This is a genomic window from uncultured Flavobacterium sp., from assembly GCF_963925185.1.
Lineage (GTDB): Bacteria > Bacteroidota > Bacteroidia > Flavobacteriales > Flavobacteriaceae > Flavobacterium.
Genome location: NZ_CAWURC010000041.1, coordinates 1 through 14,872 on the forward strand (window position 1 = coordinate 1; position 14,872 = coordinate 14,872).

At 34.6% G+C, this 14,872-nt stretch carries 12 protein-coding genes; 5 read left to right on the forward strand and 7 right to left on the reverse strand.

Annotated elements, in window-relative coordinates:
- The first annotated feature begins 234 nt into the window (after positions 1 to 234).
- Entirely contained in the window at positions 235 to 2,073 is a 1,839-nt protein-coding gene (locus AABM59_RS09225) for a SulP family inorganic anion transporter (protein ID WP_338408679.1), read from the forward strand.
- 12 nt (positions 2,074 to 2,085) lie between these two features.
- Here the strand turns inward: AABM59_RS09225 and fumC are convergent, their stop codons facing one another.
- Complete coding sequence (gene fumC / locus AABM59_RS09230) at positions 2,086 to 3,483, reverse strand: class II fumarate hydratase (protein ID WP_338408680.1); 1,398 nt, start codon at positions 3,481 to 3,483, stop codon at positions 2,086 to 2,088.
- Positions 3,484 to 3,835: 352 nt separating this feature from the next.
- Here fumC and AABM59_RS09235 point away from each other — a divergent pair, with 352 nt between their 5' ends.
- Positions 3,836 to 4,006, forward strand: a complete 171-nt coding sequence (locus AABM59_RS09235; RefSeq protein ID WP_338408681.1) for a hypothetical protein — start codon at positions 3,836 to 3,838, stop codon at positions 4,004 to 4,006.
- A gap of 51 nt (positions 4,007 to 4,057) precedes the next feature.
- On the opposite strand, the gene AABM59_RS09240 is transcribed toward AABM59_RS09235, so the two are convergent.
- Together AABM59_RS09240 and arsC are read right to left on the reverse strand one after the other, a co-directional pair.
- Positions 4,058 to 6,424 carry a TonB-dependent receptor gene (locus tag AABM59_RS09240; RefSeq protein WP_338408682.1) on the reverse strand — a complete coding sequence of 789 codons (2,367 nt, stop codon included), beginning with the start codon at positions 6,422 to 6,424 and terminating at the stop codon, positions 4,058 to 4,060.
- 173 nt (positions 6,425 to 6,597) lie between these two features.
- Positions 6,598 to 6,939 (reverse strand): arsenate reductase (glutaredoxin), encoded by a 342-nt coding sequence (gene arsC, locus AABM59_RS09245; protein ID WP_338408683.1) that lies wholly within the window; start codon positions 6,937 to 6,939, stop codon positions 6,598 to 6,600.
- Between the two features lie 115 nt (positions 6,940 to 7,054).
- Between arsC and AABM59_RS09250 the strand changes: the two genes are divergently transcribed.
- Together AABM59_RS09250 and AABM59_RS09255 are read left to right on the forward strand one after the other, a co-directional pair.
- Positions 7,055 to 7,975, forward strand: a complete 921-nt coding sequence (locus tag AABM59_RS09250) for a CPBP family intramembrane glutamic endopeptidase (protein WP_338408684.1) — start codon at positions 7,055 to 7,057, stop codon at positions 7,973 to 7,975.
- 8 nt (positions 7,976 to 7,983) lie between these two features.
- Positions 7,984 to 9,027: an AMP-binding protein gene (locus AABM59_RS09255; RefSeq protein WP_338408685.1), complete on the forward strand. Its 1,044-nt coding sequence runs from the start codon at positions 7,984 to 7,986 to the stop codon at positions 9,025 to 9,027.
- Between the two features lie 211 nt (positions 9,028 to 9,238).
- Here AABM59_RS09255 and AABM59_RS09260 read toward each other — a convergent pair whose 3' ends face one another.
- The 3 genes from AABM59_RS09260 to prfB all read right to left on the reverse strand — a co-directional run bounded on the left by AABM59_RS09260 (position 9,239) and on the right by prfB (position 13,221).
- The gene (locus AABM59_RS09260) at positions 9,239 to 10,867 is read right to left on the reverse strand and encodes a carboxyl transferase domain-containing protein (protein WP_338408686.1); all 1,629 of its coding nucleotides are present in this window, start codon (positions 10,865 to 10,867) and stop codon (positions 9,239 to 9,241) included.
- A gap of 149 nt (positions 10,868 to 11,016) precedes the next feature.
- On the reverse strand, positions 11,017 to 12,015 hold the full coding sequence (gene lpxD / locus AABM59_RS09265) for a UDP-3-O-(3-hydroxymyristoyl)glucosamine N-acyltransferase (RefSeq protein ID WP_338408687.1): 999 nt from the start codon (positions 12,013 to 12,015) through the stop codon (positions 11,017 to 11,019).
- Between the two features lie 107 nt (positions 12,016 to 12,122).
- Positions 12,123 to 13,221 (reverse strand): peptide chain release factor 2 gene (prfB, locus tag AABM59_RS09270; protein ID WP_338408688.1). Its coding sequence is split into 2 segments (ribosomal slippage): positions 12,123 to 13,157 and positions 13,159 to 13,221, totalling 1,098 coding nucleotides; the frame shifts between segments, so codons are not numbered across the junction.
- Between the two features lie 82 nt (positions 13,222 to 13,303).
- Here prfB and AABM59_RS09275 point away from each other — a divergent pair.
- Positions 13,304 to 14,326, forward strand: a complete 1,023-nt coding sequence (locus tag AABM59_RS09275; RefSeq protein WP_338408689.1) for a GntG family PLP-dependent aldolase — start codon at positions 13,304 to 13,306, stop codon at positions 14,324 to 14,326.
- Between the two features lie 208 nt (positions 14,327 to 14,534).
- On the opposite strand, the gene AABM59_RS09280 is transcribed toward AABM59_RS09275, so the two are convergent.
- Complete coding sequence (locus AABM59_RS09280) at positions 14,535 to 14,855, reverse strand: YbaB/EbfC family nucleoid-associated protein (protein ID WP_338408690.1); 321 nt, start codon at positions 14,853 to 14,855, stop codon at positions 14,535 to 14,537.
- Positions 14,856 to 14,872: the final 17 nt, after the last annotated feature.

The window sequence follows — 14,872 nt, forward strand, 5'->3', positions numbered from 1 at the left end:
CAGAGAAAAAAATTTGGTTTTAAAATATTAAATTAACTATATTTATAAAAATTAACAAACAAGGAAAATGTTGCATTTATGGCTTGAATTTATTATACAAAATGAATTTTAAAAATAGTATTTTAGATTTTTTTTTTTTAGCTATGTTGAATACAATTTAGATGATAAAAATCTTTAATTTTATGTTGGAGATGTAAGACTTTAATAAAGATCTTGTAATAAAAGTAAATAAAAATGAATAAGCTATTTAATTTTAATCACCTCAAAGGAGATTTGTTTGGAGGTATCACTGCGGGTATTGTTGCTTTACCACTTGCATTAGCGTTTGGTGTTAGCTCAGGGTTAGGGCCAAGTGCAGGTCTATATGGAGCTATTTTTGTAAGTTTCTTTGCAGCACTTTTTGGAGGAACTAACACTCAGATTTCTGGCCCAACAGCTCCTATGACCGCTATAAGTATGGTTTTAATAGCAGGAATAGTTGCCGCTTTTGATGGTGATGTAACTAGATCATTACCTACAATTTTAACTGTTTTTTTGTTAGCAGGTTTAATTCAAATTGGCTTAGGAGTGTTAGGTTTAGGTAAATATATCAAATACATCCCTTACCCTGTGGTTTCTGGCTTTATGACAGCTATTGGTGTTATTATTTTGATTACACAGATTTTGCCTTCTATTGGTTATTATCCAAAAGAAGATAAGGAATTTGTTTCCAGATTTGGTCCTCAAGCCAAAGAAATTATATTAGATAATATTTTTAAAAAAGAAATAGGTGAAGGTGTTTTGGTTCTTGAAAACTTTAATGAAACTTTAAAAAAAGCAGAAGATATTTCAGACATTCAAATACTCAAAGAGTCACAATCATTAGCAAGTAAAGACGCTTCGGGTGTAATAGGTTCTTTAAAAGTATTGCCTAGAGCATTGCAAAATATAAATTGGTTGGAATTAATTTTAGCAGGAAGCACAATTCTTATTATTTATGGTTTCAAACGCATAACAAAAACAGTTCCAAGTACATTGGTAGCACTAATTGTAATGTCCGGAATAGCAATAGGTTTTAAATTAGAGTATAGGTCAATTGATGAAATACCAAGTGGATTGCCAATACCTAATTTAGAAATTTTTACCGGTTTTAATTTTGACATTATTACCTCTTATATTTTTACAGCACTGACATTAGCGATTTTAGGTTCTATAGACTCCTTGTTGACTTCGGTAGTTGCTGATAATATGACCAAAACCAATCACAAACCCAATAAAGAACTAATTGGTCAAGGCATCGGGAATTCTATTGCATCTATTTTTGGCGGAATCCCTGGAGCAGGAGCAACGATACGCACTATTGTAAATATTGGTGCAGGTGGAAAAACTAGGTTGTCTGGAATGATATCAGGGGTTTTACTACTTTTTATTTTATTAGCATTAGGACCCATTGCATCTCAAATTCCAGCAGCAGTATTAGCAGGAATATTAATTACAGTTGGTATTGGTGTTATGGATTATAAAGGATTAAAGGCAATTCCATTTATGCCCAGAACAGAAGTGTTGATTATGATTACAGTTTTAATTTTATCCTCTGTTTGGAATCTTGTTTATGCTGTTGGAATTGGCTTGATAATAGCATCGTTAATGTTTATGAAAAAAATTGGAGATTTAACGACCGAACATTCCCATATTAAACCATTACTAAATGAAGAATATTGGCCCGATGAAATTAATTTTCCTGAAAATTTAAAAGAAGAAGTTTTTATCAAACACATAAATGGACCTTTATTTTTTGGTTCTACCGGAGATTTTCAACAATTGATGAGTCAGATTCCAGATACAGCTACAACTGTTGTCATAAGAATGGAACTCATGCAATATATTGACCAAACTGGGCTGTATGCTTTAGAAGATGCATTAATGGAATTAGTAAATCAGAACAAAAAAGTGCTATTTGTAAACATTTCAAAACAACCAAAATATTTACTGGAAAAAATAAATGTTATTCCGGACTTTGTTCCAAAAGATCAAATGTTTGACAATTTTGATGATTGTTTGCTGTGGATAATAAAAAACGTGAAAGATAATTAAAAACCACCTAAATTATTTCAAGCTTCCCACCATTTCCGCAGGGACTACCCAAGCATCAAAATCTTCGGCGGTTACATAACCCAAACGAACGGATTCTTCTTTTAAAGTAGTTCCGTTTTTATGCGCGGTTTGAGCGATTTCGGCTGATTTATAATAGCCAATTTTAGTATTCAAAGCCGTAACCAACATCAAGGAATTATTGACTAATTCTTCGATACGTTTGTAATTCGGTTCAATTCCGCTGGCGCAATGTTCGTCAAAAGACAAACAAGCTTCGCCCAATAATCTAGCTGATTGCAGGAAGTTAGCCGCCATCATCGGTTTAAAAACGTTCAGTTCATAATGACCTTGCATTCCTCCAACAGTAATCGCCATGTCATTTCCCATCACTTGAGCACAAACCATAGTCAGTGCTTCGCATTGTGTTGGGTTTACTTTTCCGGGCATAATCGATGAACCGGGTTCGTTTTCTGGAATGATGATTTCGCCAATTCCGGAGCGTGGTCCAGAAGCTAGCATTCGAATATCATTTGCAATTTTGTTCAATGATACGGCTAGTTGTTTCAAGGCACCATGGGTTTCCACAATGGCATCATGAGCGGCCAAAGCTTCGAATTTGTTAGGAGCAGTTACAAAAGGATGTCCGGTGAATTTGGCAATATATTCAGCTACTTTTACATCGTAACCTGCCGGCGTGTTCAAGCCAGTTCCTACAGCAGTTCCGCCCAAAGCTACTTCTGACAAGTGTGCCAAAGTGTTTTTAACTGCTTTTAAACCATAACTCAACTGCGCTGCATATCCAGAAATTTCTTGTCCCAAAGTTAATGGAGTTGCATCCATTAAATGGGTACGACCAATTTTTACGACCGTATTAAATTCGGCTGCTTTTGCTTGAAGCGTATCTCTTAATTTTTCGACACCAGGAATGGTGATTTCAACAACGGCTTTGTAGGCTGCAATGTGCATTCCTGTTGGGAACGTATCGTTTGAAGATTGTGATTTGTTTACGTCGTCATTTGCTTTTATGAATTGTTCGCCTTCGCCAATAGTAAATCCTTTTAAAACTTGGGCACGATTTGCTACTACTTCATTCACGTTCATATTACTTTGCGTTCCGGAACCTGTTTGCCATATCACGAGCGGAAATTCATCGGCTAGTTTTCCGGCAAGGATTTCGTCGCAAACGGCAGCAATGGCATCCCGTTTTTCGATTGGAAGAACACCTAAATCACAATTGGCATAAGCCGCGGCTTTTTTTAGATAAGCGAAACCTTCGATGATTTCATTTGGCATGGAAGCCGAAGGTCCAATTTTGAAATTGTTTCTGGATCGTTCTGTTTGTGCACCCCAATATTTATCAGCGGGAACTTGCACTTCACCCATGGTATCTTTTTCGATTCTGTATTTCATCTGTTTATTTTTATTATTTTTATTGGTCAGAAGTAACGCTTTGATAATCTTTTTCGTGTGTAAAAAAAAAATAGTTATGCACGTTCCATTTTATTTTTTATTTCTTTATTTTTTATTTGGTAATTCGACTTCCTAGCCCAGATAGCAGTGGAAATCCTTTTTTTAAACCTATAAGATTTGTTAAACCATATAGGTTTAAAAAAGATTGCAACGTATAGCTGGAAAAAGCTCCTGTAAATTGTAGTCCAAATTTAGGGATTACCGTTGTTTTAAAAAAATATTATGAACTATTTATTGGTAAGAAAAAATATTACACTTACATTTGTTGTTACATTCAAAAATTCCGGAAAAAATGTTTGATTTCTCACAGTATTTAGGCTTTTTACTTTTCTTAACCGTCCTTACAATGGGATTTTGGTTAATGTTTTTTTTAGTTGGTTTTGTATCCTATTGGGTTGGCGGAGCAACTTGGGAAGCATTTAAAGAGAAAAGAGCAAAAAAGAAACAAGAAGAATCAGTTTAGTTTGATTCAGCTCGAATAAAAAAAGGACCCGTAATAACGAGTCCTTTTTTTTTATCCTTGAAAATCATCGCCATTATCGTATTCTCTTTTTTGAGGTTTTTCTTTTTCCTTTTGTTTATTAAATCGATAGGTAAACGAAAAATTAATTTGTCGCGAGCTCCATTGCATTTCGCTATACGAGTTTAGTACTTTAGGAATAGTAGTTTCATATTTTCTTTTTCGAGTATTGAATATGTCTTGGGCATTTAGGGCTAAAGTTCCTTTTTCTTTAAACACATCTTTGCTAAAGCCTAAATTAGCACTAATAACTCCTAAAACACGTCCTTGAGCACTGTTTTGAGGACCATTGTAGGTGATGTTTGTTTGCCAATCAATTTTGTAAGGTAAGTTAACTTTTGATGATAATCGGGTAAACCAAGATTTAGCAGTGTTGTCAAAATTTTGGCTAATCAATACATTTTGTGTATTGGTATACGAATAATCCCCTTTGTTATCTACCCTAAAAAAATTGAAATTACTGTTTAATTTCCACCATTTATAAGGAGAATAATTCAGTGTGAATTCGAAACCATAACGAAATTCAGTAGCTAAATTAATTGGTGTGCTCAAAATTACAGGAGTTCCATTTATAAAATTACCATTTTCTCTTCGAATAAACTGAAAAGAATCGGTTGTTTTATTCACATACATCGAAGTATTGAAAGTTAGTTTATTCCAACGTTTCAAGTAGCCAAAATCTAAAGCATTTGTAAACGCTGGATTCAAATCTGGATTCCCCTTGAAGATATTGATATTGCTCGAATAGTTCGAAAACGGATTAATCATTCTTCCTCTGGGTCTGGAAATCCTTCTACTATAACTGATAGAAGTACTACTTTCGTCTGACATTTCATAGGTAACGAAAGCACTTGGAAAGAAGTTGTTGTATTTTTTAGTGTTAAAATCATTCGTTACTAATTGGTTGACATCTATATTTGAGTCTTCCCAACGCAATCCAAACAAGAAGGAAAATTGATTAATTTTAGTCCCTAATTGCGTATAAAAAGCGTTTACCTTTTCTGTATAATCCAATATGTTTGTAAATTGACTATTTGGAGTGTATTTACCTGAGTTATCTAAATCACCAACTTTATAGTCTGTAAGTAAGCTATTAAAATTGCCTTTATACCCCATTTCAAACTGGCTTTCTTTACCGAAAGGTAAAACGTAATCTGCTTTAATCAAACTTTCGTTTTGTTTTTGCGCATTACTTGTTTGCTCTAGAGCATCGCTAGTAATAATGGAATTGTCGTTGTCTTTATCAAACGAAAAGGAGGCGTCAATAGTAATTTTGTGTCCCTCTTTTTTAAATTTTTTAATAAAATTTGAGGTGTATTCAATGTCTTGGCTATTACTATTTTGATTACTATAACGGAAATTCGTAAACTCATATTGATGGTTTAAATCATAATTGTCATAGGAAATGGTTTCGGGAGTATTACCATTATTTTTTCTGATACTAAATGCATTTGTCCAAGTCGTAGTTTTGTCAAGATACAAATCCATACCAAAATTCGAATTATAACCATCTCTTAATCTGTTGCTATTTTTGCTTTCATCAATATAGTTTCGGGTGCTTCCGTCCTGATTTAAATAGGCAGTATTAGTAAATGAATTTCTGGGATCCCTTCGGTAACTATAAGCTGTTGTCGAAAATAAATTAATCCGTTCTGATTTATAATTTATATTTCCGGAAATCCCATAGTTTTTCGGATTTCCTGTAGAAGCAATTACGGTTCCGTTTAAACCTAGGTTTTTTCCTTTTTTTAGAACAATATTTAAGAGGCCTCCACCACCTTCAGAATCATATCTAGCCGATGGGTTGGTAATTACTTCCACTTTTTCGATGGCATCGGCAGAAATTTGACGTAGCGCTTCAGCAATATTAATAGCGTTAGAAGGTCTTCCGTCAATAAGAATTCGAACATTACTGTTTCCTCTCAAGCTTACAGCGCCGTCTGGATCTACTGAAACAGAAGGAATATTGTCTAAAACATCACTCACAGTTCCGCCCCTCACCATTAAATCTTTACCTACATTATATACTTTTTTATCAAGTTTGATTTCAACAGTGGTTTTTTCGGAACGCACGATAACTTCATTCAATTGAGAAGTATCTTCCTCTAGATTTATAATTCCTAAATCAATATTTTCTTGAAGTTTTCTTTGTTTAATAATAATTGGCTTAAAAGAAATAAATTCTATTTTTACGTCGTATACGCCTGGGGTAATGTCGATATTAAATTCGCCTTTTTCATTTGTAATTCCTCCGGTTGTTTCTTTAGGGGATTTTGGGTTTACAAAGATAATTGTTGCGTATTCAAGAGGTTGTTGGCTAATTTTTTCAACCACTTTTCCAGTTATTTTTATTTTAGGCATTTGAGGCCTTTGTTGTGCAAAATTCAAAAAAGTTATAAAAAGAAGTAGAGATGTTAATGCAAATTTATATTTATTCATAAGTGAAAAATTATTTTTCTATAGGACTGCAAAAGTAAACTATGGTTTAATTATTAATTCATAAAAAGATGTTAAATTGACAAATTATAGTACTATTAAATTATTGTATTTGCCTTTTCCAAAGGCCTTGCAACTACAGCTTTTTCACCGTTGATGACGATGGGTCTTTCGATAAGAATGGGATTCGAAATCATTGCCCGAATAATTTCATCATCGGACATTTTCAAATTTTTAAAATTTTCTGTCCAATTTTTTTCTTTTCTACGCACTAGTTCTATGGGTTTTATGTTTAATTTCTTGATAATTGACTTCAATTCATCAAAAGAGGGAACGTCATTAAGATAGGTAACAACTTCGAAATTTTGACCAGATTCTTCAAGAAAAGCTAAACATTCTCTTGATTTTGTACAACGCGGATTGTGATAAATTTGAATCATGAAATAAGTGTTAAGTTTATTGCAAAGGAATAGATAAAAACGAAAAATTTAGTTAATTTCGAAAAAAAGTAATAAAAGTATAAAACGAATAAATAGTAATTCAACCGATTTTAAAATGTTTATAGAACAAGCGCATAAAGGGAATAATTCATGTTGGCGGGTTTTGATCACGTCATTATTTACTGCTGGGGTTTTTCTAGCCAATTTTGTGTTGTATTTATTTATGTCCAAAGAGCAAATGGATGAGGCATATCAATCGATGAGTGAGGTTCCAAATAATTTGTCATTGATAATCAACTTGTCTCCGTTTATTTTTCTTCTATTATTGTTGTTCTTTTTTGTTGGGATTTTGCACAAAAGAAGTATTATTTCACTCACGACATCAAGAGATAAAGTTGATTTTACAAAATTTTTTTTCTCTTTTGTATTAATAATTATATTAACCTTAGCTGGATTTACAGCATCCTATTTTAGCGATAATTCCGAAATTATTTGGAATTTTAATCCCACGAAATTTGCCGTTTTGTTTTTAGTGAGTATTTTATTTTTCCCATTTCAAATAGCTTATGAAGAATATTTATTTAGAGGGTATTTAATGCAACAAATTGGTATTATTACTAAAAATAGATGGTTTCCGTTAATTTTCACCTCTGTCGTATTCGGATTGTTTCATAGTGCAAACCCCGAAGTGGCCAAAATGGGTTTTGGAGTTATGCTGTTTTATATAGGAACTGGTTTTTTTCTTGGAATAATAACTTTAATGGACGAAAGTATTGAACTTGCTTTAGGGTTTCATCTAGGAAATAACCTTATGGCAGCACTATTGATAACTTCTGATTTTTCGGCAATACATACCGATGCTGTTTTTAGATATTCGGGTGTTGAAAATCCTGTTGATATGTTAAATGAAATGTTAGTTTCGATAGCAATTGTCTATCCAATTATGTTATTTATATTTGCAAAGAAATTCAAATGGACTAATTGGATATCAAAATTAAGTGGTAAAATAGAAAATTCCGCTTCAATTTTAAACTAACATAATTAATGCTTAAAATAACGTACAAAAACATACACAATCGTTTTAAATTAAATGGTTACCATATTACTAGAGATGAAATATTTTATGTGGCTTATTGTTTTATAAAAGAAGGAGAACCGTTTGAACAACATATAGGAAATTTTTTATTAGACTGGTTTGACGATAAATCATATATCGAATTAAGTACATCTGGAACCACAGGAACGCCAAAAGTTATCAAAATAAAAAAACAAGCAATGCTTAATTCCTCCATAGCAACAGGTGATTTTTTTGATTTGAAACCTGGAGATACTATGTTGCATTGTTTGCCAACTAATTATATTGCAGGAAAAATGATGTTTGTTAGATCCATAATTTTGGGGCTTGAAATGAAATTTGTAGAACCATCTTCGGATCCTTTAAAAAAATGTGATGATGAATTTGATTTTTGTGCAATGGTTCCGCTTCAAGCAAAAAATTCATTGGAACAACTGAAAACAAAACAAATCAAAAAATTAATTATTGGAGGCGTAAAAGTGCATAAAGCATTGGAAGAAGAACTTGTAAAATTGCCAATAGAAATTTATGAAACTTATGGTATGACTGAAACCATCACGCACATTGCTGCTAAAAAAATAGGAGAGAAAGCATTTACGGTCTTACCAAATGTAAAAGTATCTGCTGACGAAAGACAATGTTTAGTGATTAATGCCAAAAATATAAGCAGTCATGAAATCGTGACCAATGACGTTATAAATTTAATTTCTGACACTCAATTTGTTTGGGAAGGAAGATTTGACAATGTAATTAATAGTGGTGGAATCAAATTAATACCAGAACAAATAGAGAATAAACTTTCTAACTTAATTTCGAGAAGGTATTTTATTTATGGATGCCCAGACGACACGCTTGGCGAAAAGGCCGTGCTTTATGTAGAAGGAGCGTTTTTTGTAATTGAGGAATCTGTTTTCAATGTTCTTGAAAAATATGAAAAACCAAAAGAAATTGTGTTTATTCCAAAGTTTAAAGAAACTCCAACAGGAAAAATCAGGAGAAAGGAAAGCTTATAATTTTTTTGCAATAGAATATTTTACATAAATAAAAAGGGAGGATTTTTTTTAAAAATACTCCCTTTTTATTTGGAGTTTATTTCTGGATTTTAAAATCGTAATTTTATAAATTAATTAATACATCCCAATAACAATTTGTACTTGATTTACTGAAAAATAAGTCTGCACATTCGAAGTAAACAGCCTTTAACGAAACACTTAATACTAATTTTTAAACTTGGATAACGCCTAAATTAAATTTCTTTTCGATAGGCGAGTGGTTCGCAGCTTCAATTCCCATAGAAATCCAGTTTCGGGTGTCTAAAGGATCAATTATGGCATCTGTCCAAAGCCTAGAAGCGGCATAATAAGGAGAAGTTTGTTCATCGTAACGTGCTTTTATTTTGTCGAATAGTTCCTTTTCTTTCGCTTCGTTAACGACTTCTCCTTTAGACTTAAGCGATGAAGCTTCGATTTGTGCTAATACTTTTGCGGCTTGAGTTCCGCCCATAACGGCGAGTTCTGCGCTTGGCCAAGCCACGATTAATCTAGGATCATAGGCTTTTCCGCACATTGCATAATTTCCTGCTCCATACGAATTTCCCACTATTATGGTGAATTTTGGCACAACCGAATTCGAAACCGCATTGACCATTTTGGCACCGTCTTTTATGATTCCGCCTTGTTCCGATTTAGAACCCACCATAAATCCGGTAACGTCTTGCAAGAAAACCAATGGGATTTTTTTCTGGTTGCAATTGGCAATGAACCGGGTAGCTTTATCAGCAGAATCCGAGTAAATTACACCACCAAATTGCATTTCGCCAGTCTTGGTTTTCACCACTTTTCGTTGATTAGCAACAATTCCCACAGCCCAGCCATCTATTCTGGCATAACCCGTGATAATGGTTTGTCCATAACCGTCTTTGTAGGCTTCAAACTCCGAATTATCGACCAAGCGACTAATGATTTCCATCATGTCGTATTGCTCATTTCGAGCTTTTGGTAAAATGCCGTAGATTTCTTTTTCTTCCAATGCTGGTTTCACGCACTTAATTCTGCTAAATCCTGCCTTGTCATAATCACCAATTTTGTCGACGATGTTTTTTATTTTGTCTAAAGCATCCTTGTCATCCTTGGCTTTATAATCCGTAACTCCCGAAATTTCGCAATGTGTTGTTGCTCCGCCAAGTGTTTCGTTGTCAATATTTTCGCCTATGGCCGCTTTGACTAAATAGCTTCCAGCCAAGAAAATGCTCCCTGTTTTATCTACAATCAAAGCTTCGTCACTCATTATGGGTAGATAGGCACCACCTGCTACACAACTTCCCATCACGGCAGAAATTTGGGTAATTCCCATACTGCTCATTATGGCATTATTCCTAAATATGCGTCCAAAATGTTCTTTGTCTGGAAAAATCTCGTCTTGTAATGGCAAAAATACGCCCGCACTATCGACCAAATAAATGATTGGAATTCTATTTTCCATCGCAATTTCTTGCGCTCTCAGGTTTTTCTTTGCTGTAATCGGGAACCAAGCTCCTGCTTTTACAGTGGCATCATTAGCCACGACAATGCATTGTTTTCCTTTGATGTACCCAATTTTCACAATAACTCCGCCCGATGGACAACCGCCAAATTCCTTGTACATTCCTTCTCCAACAAAAGCACCAATTTCGACATACTTTCCTTTGGAGTCAAGCAAATAATCGATGCGCTCGCGTGCTGTCATTTTGCCTTCGGAATGTAATTTTTGAATTCGTTTTTCCCCACCGCCCAGTTTGACTTTGGCAAATCTATGACGCAAGTCTGAAAGAAGAAGCTTATTGTGGTCTTCGTTTTTATTGAAGTTCAAGTCCATAATGAAATTGTGTTTATCTAAAGAGATGGCTAAATTACGAAATCCATTGAAACAAATTTAACTCTTATTTTTTTTAGCCACGAACTATACTAATTTTCATAAATTAATTTGTCAAATCTGTGCTTAAAGTTTGAGTCTGATATTCTGATTTATTTCTTAGATTCGTTGACTAATCTTTTTAAAATTGCCCATTGTCTCAAGGCATCACGTGCTTCTATGGCAGGATAACCCAACAAAGTTACACCGGCAGGAACGTCTTTTGTTACGCCAGAACCTCCGCCAATAATTGATCCATCGCCAATGGTTACGTGATCTGTGATGGATGCGCTTCCGCCAATCATTACTCCGTTTCCTAAAGTTACCGAGCCAGCCAAACCGCTTTGTCCCGCCATAATACAGAATCTACCGAGCTTGCTATTATGACCAATTTGTATTAAGTTATCAATTTTGCAACCATCACCCAAAATTGTCGAACTGAATTTTCCCCTATCAACACAAGAGTTAGCACCAATTTCGACATTGTTTCCAAGAACAACATTCCCTATTTGTGGGATTTTGACCAAACCTTTTTCGGGGTCAGGACGAAATCCAAAACCGTCCGCGCCGATCGTGGCATTGGAATGAATAATGCAACCATTGCCCATATGACAACGTTCCCTAACTACTGCGCCTGACCAGATTACCGTGTTTTTTCCAATAGTGCATTCATCGAGAATAGTGACATTTGGATAAATCGTGACATTTTCACCAAGTTGAACTTTTGGTCCAATATAACTTCCGGCACCAATTCGGGTTCCGTTTCCTATGACGGCAGTGGAGTCAATAATTGCTGTTGGATGAATATCTGTGCTAAATAGTGGAGTAGGTGGTGCGAAAAGTTCCAATACTTGTGACATGGCCAAATCAGCATTCTTCACCTTGATAAAAGCCCTGTTTTCACCGGGTTCTATCGAAACATCTTCATTAACAATGGCGGCACAAGCTTTGGAAGATTCCCAAAATTTTTCGTATTTTTTGTTTCCAATAAAAGAAATTTCGTTAATACTAGCCAGTTCTAATTGTTCTGGAGCTGACATTTTTATGGTAGTTTCGCCAACAATAGTGCCTTTTAAAACTTCATTTATTTCTTGGATGGAATACGATTTCATTAGTTTGAGAGTATTTAGATTTGGAATATATTTATCAAATAAAGCAAATTTGCGTTGCAATTCCTAATGGATTTTTTTATGTAATTTATAGTTAAAGATAATGCAAATTATTCCTCTTCTTTTTGTCCCATCATCATCAAGAAAGCTTTCAAAAATTCATCGATATCGCCGTTCATCACACCATCTACATTGCTAGTTTCATAACCAGTGCGAACGTCTTTGACTAATTTATAAGGTTGCATCACGTAATTCCGGATTTGTGAACCCCATTCGATTTTCATCTTTCCGGCTTCAATATCGGAGCGTTGTGCTTGTTGCTTTTTCAATTCAATTTCATACAATTGCGATTTCAGCATTTGCATCGCTCGGTTTCTATTATCGTGTTGTGATCGCGTTTCCGAACATTGAATTTGAATTCCAGACGGTTTGTGGTACAGTTGAACTTTAGTTTCTACTTTATTTACATTTTGACCGCCAGCACCGCTTGATCTAGAGGTTATAATTTCGATATCAGCGGGATTGATTTCAATTTCTATTGTATCATCGACAAGCGGATAAACATAAACAGAAACAAATGAAGTATGTCTTTTAGCATTACTGTCAAAAGGGGAGATGCGTACCAATCGATGTACGCCATTTTCCCCTTTGAGATACCCAAAAGCATAATCACCTTCAATCTCCAATGTTACTGTTTTTATACCTGCTGCATCGCCTTCTTGATAGTTGAGTTCCCTTATTTTGTAGCCCGATTTTTCAGCCCACATCATATACATTCGCATCAACATCGAAGCCCAATCGCAACTTTCCGTTCCACCAGCACCCGCCGTAATTTGCAAAACGGCACTCAAACTATCGCCTTCATCCGAAAGCATATTTTTGAATTCGATTGCCTCAATATGATTTTTTGTAGCTAAGAATTGCTCGTCTAATTCTTCTACAGAAAGTTCTCCTTCTTTATAGAATTCCTGAGCTAACTGCAATTCGTCGGTCATTTCGATTGCCTTATTGTAATCTTCAATCCATTTTTTCTTGGAACGGAGCGTTTTTACATAGCTTTCGGCTTCTTTGGGATTGTTCCAAAAATCAGGAGCCAAGGTTTTCTCTTCTTCGTTTGTTATCTCAATTAATTTGGCATCAACGTCAAAGATACCTCCTCAACGCACCAAGGCGCTCTACAATACCTTTTATTTGTTCGGTAGTTGTCATAAATTATAGTAATTTTGTGCTACAAAAATAGAAAAATTTTAGAAAGGGACAAGTCGAGTCTTGTTCATAATACTATAAAAAAATGGAAATAAATTTAGTAAGCGATACCGTTACCAAACCAAGTCAGGAAATGATGCGTGCAATGTTTCACGCTGAAGTAGGGGATGATGTATATAGACAAGATCCAACCGTAATAGAATTAGAAGTCAGAGTTGCTGAAATGTTTGGAATGGAAGCAGCACTTTTTTTTCCCTCTGGAACGATGGCTAATCAAACGGCAATCAAATTACACACACAACCGGGCGAACAATTAATAGCTGATAAATATGCCCATGTTTATAATTATGAAGCTGGTGGAGTTTCCTTTAATAGTGGAGTTTCCTGCTGTTTATTGAATGGAAATCGTGGAATGATTACTGCCGAACAAGTCGCTGGAGCTATCAATGACCCTGAGTTTTATCACAGTCCACTAACAAGTTTGGTTTGTGTCGAAAACACAACTAATAAAGGAGGTGGTGCTTGTTATGATTTTGAAGAATTTAAGAAAATAAGACAAGTTTGTGATGCCAATAATTTAAAATTTCACTTGGATGGTGCGAGGATTTGGAATGCTTTGGTTGCCACCAATGATAATCCGGAAGCATACGGAAAAGTATTTCATACGATTTCCGTTTGTTTGTCAAAAGGTTTGGGAGCACCAATTGGATCCCTTTTATTATCCGACAAAGCAACTATTCATAGAGCACTTAGAGTTAGAAAGTTATTTGGCGGAGGAATGCGGCAAGTAGGTTATTTGGCGGCAGCCGGAATTTACGCTTTAGATAATAATATCGAAAGATTAGCAGACGACCACAGGCGTGCGAAAGAATTAGGCGATGTTTTAGAAAAGCTAAACTGGGTTGCTAAAGTAGAGCCAGTAGAAACCAATATCTTAATATTTTCGGTTCAACCACAAATTAACGAAGCTGTTTTAATGGATAAATTAAAACAAAAAGGAATATTCATAAGCTCAATGGGACATGGAAAACTCCGTATTGTGACTCATTTAGATTATCGAGAAGTGATGCATACCTATGTATTAGAAACCTTAGAGAAGTTATTTTAGTTTACCGTTTAAGGCTTCCGTTTTTGGTGTAATAATAAACTGTAAACCTTAATTGTTTTTTTTATTTCTTCGAGCATTGCGATAAACTTATCTAACTTACTAACATCCAGTTTATTGAGTATTAAAGTCAATACTTCAATTTCTTGTTTGGCTTCAATGTTGGTTTGTTTTAGGGTTTTGTTAAATTGGGTTGTTTTTTTGAATGTTTTTATTTAAACATTTCATCCATTCCGGGAATCATTGGCATATCAACTTTGGCGACTGCATCAAGTTCTGCTTGATTTACTTTTGCCGCTTTTTCGATAGCTTTGTTTAGCGTTACTGTCAAATAATCTTCTAATTGCTCTTTGTCCTGAAGTAAAGAATCGGCAATAGAAATTGATTTTAATTTTCCGTTGGCTGTGAAAGTAACTTTCAATGTGCCGTCATTGCTTTGTTCGTCAATTAAAACAGAATCCATTCTTAGTTTAGTTTCTTCCATTTTACGTTGGGTTTCCTTCAATTTACCCATCATTCCCATTAAGTCCATCTTTTATTATTTTAAAA

Bases quoted from the DNA above. Each gene is read 5' to 3' on its own strand.
- AABM59_RS09240 (WP_338408682.1), bottom strand. From the start codon at position 6,424: ATGCCTAAAATAAAAATAACTGGAAAAGTGGTTGAAAAAATTAGCCAA.
- fumC (WP_338408680.1), bottom strand. From the start codon at position 3,483: ATGAAATACAGAATCGAAAAAGATACCATGGGTGAAGTGCAAGTTCCC.
- arsC (WP_338408683.1), bottom strand. From the start codon at position 6,939: ATGATTCAAATTTATCACAATCCGCGTTGTACAAAATCAAGAGAATGT.
- AABM59_RS09260 (WP_338408686.1), bottom strand. From the start codon at position 10,867: ATGGACTTGAACTTCAATAAAAACGAAGACCACAATAAGCTTCTTCTT.
- AABM59_RS09235 (WP_338408681.1), top strand. From the start codon at position 3,836: ATGTTTGATTTCTCACAGTATTTAGGCTTTTTACTTTTCTTAACCGTC.
- AABM59_RS09225 (WP_338408679.1), top strand. From the start codon at position 235: ATGAATAAGCTATTTAATTTTAATCACCTCAAAGGAGATTTGTTTGGA.
- AABM59_RS09280 (WP_338408690.1), bottom strand. From the start codon at position 14,855: ATGGACTTAATGGGAATGATGGGTAAATTGAAGGAAACCCAACGTAAA.
- lpxD (WP_338408687.1), bottom strand. From the start codon at position 12,015: ATGAAATCGTATTCCATCCAAGAAATAAATGAAGTTTTAAAAGGCACT.
- AABM59_RS09275 (WP_338408689.1), top strand. From the start codon at position 13,304: ATGGAAATAAATTTAGTAAGCGATACCGTTACCAAACCAAGTCAGGAA.
- AABM59_RS09255 (WP_338408685.1), top strand. From the start codon at position 7,984: ATGCTTAAAATAACGTACAAAAACATACACAATCGTTTTAAATTAAAT.
- AABM59_RS09250 (WP_338408684.1), top strand. From the start codon at position 7,055: ATGTTTATAGAACAAGCGCATAAAGGGAATAATTCATGTTGGCGGGTT.